Here is a 5,602-nt window from a genome sequence, read left to right on the forward strand (position 1 = left end):
ACTGAACTCCTATTTACCATGCATCTTGAAATCCTGCGAATGAGCGAGCATTCGTGAGAAAATCCTTATTCTATGAGGGAACATTCCTGTAGAGCGTTAATTTTGCGCTTAGCACAAAAACGAGCGACTCCGGTCTGAGGTCCAAGTCCGGAATCTCCCCGTGGMCGACCGGCATGCAGTTGCCGCCGGGAAGCCCTGCCAACGCCTGAAGGATGCCGGCATTCGGGCGGAGGCCGACGAATCGAACGAGAAACTGGGCTACAGGATCCGGGAAGCGGAGCTTCAGAAAATCGAGTATGTGGCCGTCATCGGCGACAAGGAAGCGTCCGCGGACAGCGTCCTGCTTCGCGTTCGGGGGAAGGCGGAGCAGCGGGTTTGCGGAGTGGAGGAGCTGATTGCTGAGCTGCAAAGCGCGGCCGGCGCTCCGCTTGCTTGATGGTGAATCTGGAAATACTATCCTTGTACAGTCTATCTACAAGTGGTACGATGTAACTAGGTCCAAAGACCCAATTCGGAAAAATACATTTCATTCAGACCGGAGGTTACTGCCGTGCCAACCACCCGTATTATCGACAGTCCAGCCCGGATCGTCGAAATCGTATGGGCGTCTGCAGCGACGCCTGACGATTTTGACCGCATTACCGATGAAATCAAAGGATTTTCCGAGAAACTCGGCGGCAGCTTCGATGTGCTCGTCGATATGCGTACGGTCAAAGCGTTTAAACCGGAATCGCAGGCGAAGCTGGTGGAACACCAGAAGGCGCTGAAATCGTACGGGATGAAGCGCGCGGCGGTCGTCACCGCTGGCTCCATTGCCCGCCTGCAACTGAGCCGCACGGCCAAGCAATCCGAACATACGACGGAAACGCAATGGGACGATTATGCGGAGGCGCTGGCGTTTCTGAAGCAGTAGCCGGCAAGGCTGTAAACAGAGGGGCTGTCCCAACGTCATCGAAAGATGACGCGGTACAGCCCCTTTCCGTTCCTGTTTGGTAAATTAAATATAAGCATGTACATCGGTAATAATTCCTTCTTTGTAATTTTTACAGACCTTCCAAAAAGGGAAGGACCAATTATGATCCTCCCAATTTTGTGCTCTTCTGCCCGTTCGTATTATGAGGTCACCAGATATTTCTGGTCGACCTCTTTTTTGTAAGGTCGTAAGATAGCGGTAGCCGGGGATCGAACGTTTCTGCCCGTGGGACTTGGATCCCGAGAGCTATTCAGTTCATMCCCCCTACTTGTTCAACCATGGTTAGGCTGGTTGGGACATAATCCCGTATCACATGCGATAGTGTGGAAGACAAGAAGGTTAGGGGTTGCCGGTGAAAATACTATAGGAGTGATGTCATGAATCCAGTCATTGGTTTGGATGTATCGAAGGGAGAGAGCCATGCACAGGCTTTTTTAGACCGTGGAGTACCTCATGGGAAGATCTTTAGGTTTAATCATGATCTTGATGGGTTAGCGTCTTTTCTAAATTACATTAAAGGTGTGGGATCAGCTGCAGGGATGCGTCCCTCCATTGTTATGGAAGCAACAGGCCATTATCATAGCCCCGTTGTTCAGTTTCTGGATGAGCACCAGTATTTGAACATCGTCATTAATCCTTTAATCTCACATAACGCCAAGAAAACCAATTTGCGACGGTTAAAGACAGATGCCGCAGATACCCATCTATTAGGAACTCTGTACTATAAAGAAGAGTTTGAACCCTACAAAAAGCGGGGTCAGCATCTCATGAATTTACGCTATCTAACTCGCCAATATGAATCTTTAACGGGTATGTATGTCCAAGTGAAACTACAGTTTCAGGCTATTCTAGATCAAGTTTTCCCTGAATATCATGGCGTGTTTGGCGACCTTTATTCAAAGGTTTCCCTTCGATTTCTGGCTTTACATCCAACGTCTAAAGATGTACTAGAAATGTCCGAGATGGAGATTACAACTGCCATCGGGCGTCTTACTGGACGTGGTAAATCCGTCTCATGGTGCTTGGAACGCGCTCAAATCCTAGGGGCTGCAGCAAAGCGAAATCCCTTTAAGGAGACGGCTTTTCCCAGCCATTTGATCTCCATGCAGCTGCTCATCGAATTACTTCTTCAATACCAGGACCATCTTGCAACCCTTAATAAATCAGTAGATGCCMTGGCTGAAGAGTTGGTTGAATATGATTTAATCCAATCGATACCCGGTATTGGCACTAAGATTGCTGCAACAATTTTAGCTGAGATCGGGGAAATCGATCGGTTTGATCACGCAAAGAAACTGGTGGCCTTTGCTGGTGTTGATCCAAGTGTTTTTTCTTCAGGCAAGTAAAAATTAAGAGCTTATTATGATAAGAAACGTGCTGAAGGAAAGCTGTTCAAAGTAGCGGTAATTGCTTGTGTGAATAAGCTCATTCACTGGATTTTTGCCATCTTAACTACTAAGGAAGCGTTCCGTTTAGATTAAGTRAAAAAATTAGAAATATATGGAATGTCTTTTCGTGCTTTATAGGACGGTTCTTTCCTATGCACTTTTTTAAGTATACCACTTCATGAATCCAGAATTAATAATTAAATATTGACAAGCTATTAGCTGGAATAGTTAAACGAACTAAAAACGGATGCATCGGCATCCGTTGGTCCGCTATAGTTATCCGTTAGCGCAATTAATTACTACCATATTAAATGGTTAGAAAAAAGCATGTGATATTCCCTCTTCCCCGTATGGTTCCCCGCGCTGTTTGTAACGGCTAACAGTATTTTGATCATTACCTTACAAAGGGTATACTAGTAAGGAAAGGATGTGGTTTATTATGGCTACAATGAAGGCGGTAGGACTAACCCGATACCTTCCAATTGAAAATCCAGAAAGCTTAGTAGATATAGTTGTGGAGAAACCAAGTGCGACGGGTCGTGACATTTTGGTCAAAGTTATCGCCATATCGGTCAATCCGGTTGACACTAAGGTACGTGCGCCTAAAGACAGAGTTGAAGAAGTTCCTAAAATTTTAGGTTGGGATGTTGCAGGAATTGTTGAAGAGGCGGGACCGGACTGCTCGTTGTTCCGTCCGGGGGATGAAGTTTTTTATGCGGGCAGCATTGCACGACAAGGCGGAAACAGTGAATACCATCTGGTTGATGAACGGATTGTAGGGCGCAAGCCAACTTCCTTGAATTTCGCGGAAGCGGCAGCTCTTCCTTTAACCTCTATCACAGCTTGGGAAGCATTATTTACCCGAATGTCGATTTCTCAATATTCGGGCGCCAACGAAGAAAAATCCCTGCTGATCATCGGGGCAGCTGGGGGTGTAGGGTCCATTGCCATCCAGCTTGCAAAACAAGCGGGGCTCATTGTAATCGGGACTGCTTCCCGGCCGGAAACCGTCGATTGGGTTAAATCAATGGGCGCCGACTATACCATTAATCACCATGACCCGCTCCTTCCGCAGCTTGAAGCAATTGGGTTTTCAAGCGTTCCGTATATTTTCTGCCTGAATGCTTTGGAAATACACTGGGCCGGCATCAGCGAAGCCGTTTCTCCCCAAGGAGTCGTTTGCGCAATTGATGATCCTACCTCTCCGCTCAACCTCAAATTGCTTAAGCAAAAAAGCGCCACCTTCGTGTGGGAGYTTATGTTTACGCGCTCGCTTTATGAAACGGATGATATGATCGAGCAACACTTACTGCTCAATCTGATAGCTGATGCTGTGGATCATCAAAAATTGAAGACAACGCTCGCCGAAGTACTTGGACCGATCTCAGCAGAGCATCTTCGCCAAGCCCACAAGCTATTGGAGAGCAATAGGACGATTGGCAAGGTTGTTCTAGAGAATTTTGTTTAAACACCTGTTCTTGGAAAGCACACAATAGAATTCCCTTGCCCAATAAGCAGGTGATACGTTTATTCGCAAGAAGAAATAAGTTAGAGCCGACTGCTGTTTGTAGTCGGCTTCAATTTTGCAATAAGAAAACTTGAAAATATTTATGATACGGTTCTTCATATCATGTTTGAAGCGAAATTTTTAAGTACCCTTGAAAGGGTTCCATATATTGGGCAAGGGATTTGGGGAGTTGAGGGGTTTGAACCCTGTCCGACAATATCGGCTTCAACGGGGCTTTTCGATGGAGAATATGACTGTCCAAAACGCCTTTTTCGGTTCTCCCACTTCGTTAAACAACAACGGCCAGTTTTTTCTTCCTTTTACGAGGGATAGTTCAACCAACTTGTCTTGTCTGTAACTCCCCAGAATGTGACACCCGAAATTAAATCCCGGTGTATTATTTTAGAAGAACTTCAAATATTTCTTTGTACCTTTGTGCCTGCTTATCCAGCATTTCTGACGTTGGCTCGGTGTAGCGAATCACTTTTGTTGTCTTATAATAAAGTTCTTTAAAACATCCGCGATAAACGCAATAAAACCGGCCTAAGTGGCGGGCCGGATAAGAAATAAAGTTGTTTAAAATCGTATTGAACTAACGTCTCCGTTAGGACAATAATTCATTTTCTATTTGGGGTAATACCAGAGAAGGTGTTACCAAGTGCCAACTGTAGAATCACACAAATGTTGAGCAAAATTATATAGAAAGTATTCGCCTCTCCTACTATTTACTTTTTTCCTTTAACCAACTTTCAAATTCGGAGGCCACAATGCGTTCCCCCGTGATGCCCTCCGCTTCCGGTGAAGCCAAAAAGACAATCGGCTMCGCCATAACCTCCGGCTGCATCAGCCGGAATTTCGCCTCGATCTCGCTGCGCAGATCATCCGGAATCATTCCCGTCGCCGTTGCTCCGCCCGGAAGCAACATGTTGACCGAAATTCCAGATTCCTTCAGATCCTCCGCCATGATCGCCGACAGCGATTCTGTTGCGGCGCGCGACGGACCGTACGGAACAAAACCCTTTCTTTTCATGGTCTCATGATTCATGGAAATGTTGATGATTCGTCCTTTTCCTTGTTCGATCATGAGTGGGGTAAATCCTCGCGCTACCAGAAAATAACTGGTGAGATTGGTTTCGATAAGATCGCGGAAGCCTACCGGCGTCACCTTGTAAAAGGGCTGCGGCTCCGCCAGAAAACGCGGGTTAACCGTTCGCATCCCAATGCCGGCATTGTTTACAAGGACATCAATTTCACCCCATTCAGTTTTTACCCATTTCACCACATCTTCTACCGATCCCTCTGATCTTACATCCAGTGGAAGCTCAAAAACAGTAGTATATCCCTTTTCTTTAAGTTTTTTTACGGCTTCAGTTAATTTTGACTCTGGACGGGATGCTACTGCTACTTTTGCCCCTTTATCAAGAAGGGCTTCTGCCATGGCATAACCTAAGCCGTCGGAGGCACCGGTAATGACAACATGTACATTTTCTAATGCTTTTACCATTCTTTCACCTCATTCAAATTGTTAGAGTGCTCTCCACTTGATTATAAACAATTTTGTGGAGAAATCTCCTGTTCCGTTAAACTCCCTCTATGAGGAATAGATTTTCTTTTAAATACTCTCTAAATCTTAGGATTTCGATGCTTTGCTAAAGGTTAGGGACAACGTGCCTATGGGATAATATTGAGTTAGATGAAAAAACTGGGTGTGGAAATATAAATGAATGCCTCCAC

Annotated in this window: 4 protein-coding genes and 1 pseudogene; 4 read left to right on the forward strand and 1 reads right to left on the reverse strand. The window is 45.7% G+C overall.

Features of this window, described 5'->3' with window-relative positions; translation table 11 throughout:
- Positions 1-160: 160 nt before the first annotated feature.
- From AC1DLM_RS34565 to AC1DLM_RS34580, 4 genes and pseudogenes are all read left to right on the forward strand, one after another.
- Positions 161-436 (forward strand): His/Gly/Thr/Pro-type tRNA ligase C-terminal domain-containing protein, encoded by a 276-nt coding sequence (locus AC1DLM_RS34565; protein ID WP_477572516.1) that lies wholly within the window; start codon positions 161-163, stop codon positions 434-436.
- A gap of 114 nt (positions 437-550) precedes the next feature.
- Positions 551-913 carry a SpoIIAA family protein gene (locus AC1DLM_RS34570; RefSeq protein ID WP_441992624.1) on the forward strand — a complete coding sequence of 121 codons (363 nt, stop codon included), beginning with the start codon at positions 551-553 and terminating at the stop codon, positions 911-913.
- Positions 914-1,350: 437 nt separating this feature from the next.
- Positions 1,351-2,454: pseudogene (locus AC1DLM_RS34575) on the forward strand (IS110 family RNA-guided transposase).
- A 346-nt stretch (positions 2,455-2,800) separates the two neighbouring features.
- Complete coding sequence (locus tag AC1DLM_RS34580) at positions 2,801-3,829, forward strand: zinc-binding alcohol dehydrogenase family protein (RefSeq protein WP_477572517.1); 1,029 nt, start codon at positions 2,801-2,803, stop codon at positions 3,827-3,829.
- Positions 3,830-4,589: 760 nt separating this feature from the next.
- Here the strand turns inward: AC1DLM_RS34580 and AC1DLM_RS34585 are convergent.
- Positions 4,590-5,372 (reverse strand): SDR family NAD(P)-dependent oxidoreductase, encoded by a 783-nt coding sequence (locus AC1DLM_RS34585; protein WP_477572518.1) that lies wholly within the window; start codon positions 5,370-5,372, stop codon positions 4,590-4,592.
- Between the last annotated feature and the right edge of the window lie 230 nt (positions 5,373-5,602).

The organism is Paenibacillus sp. 01T442, assembly GCF_056398345.1.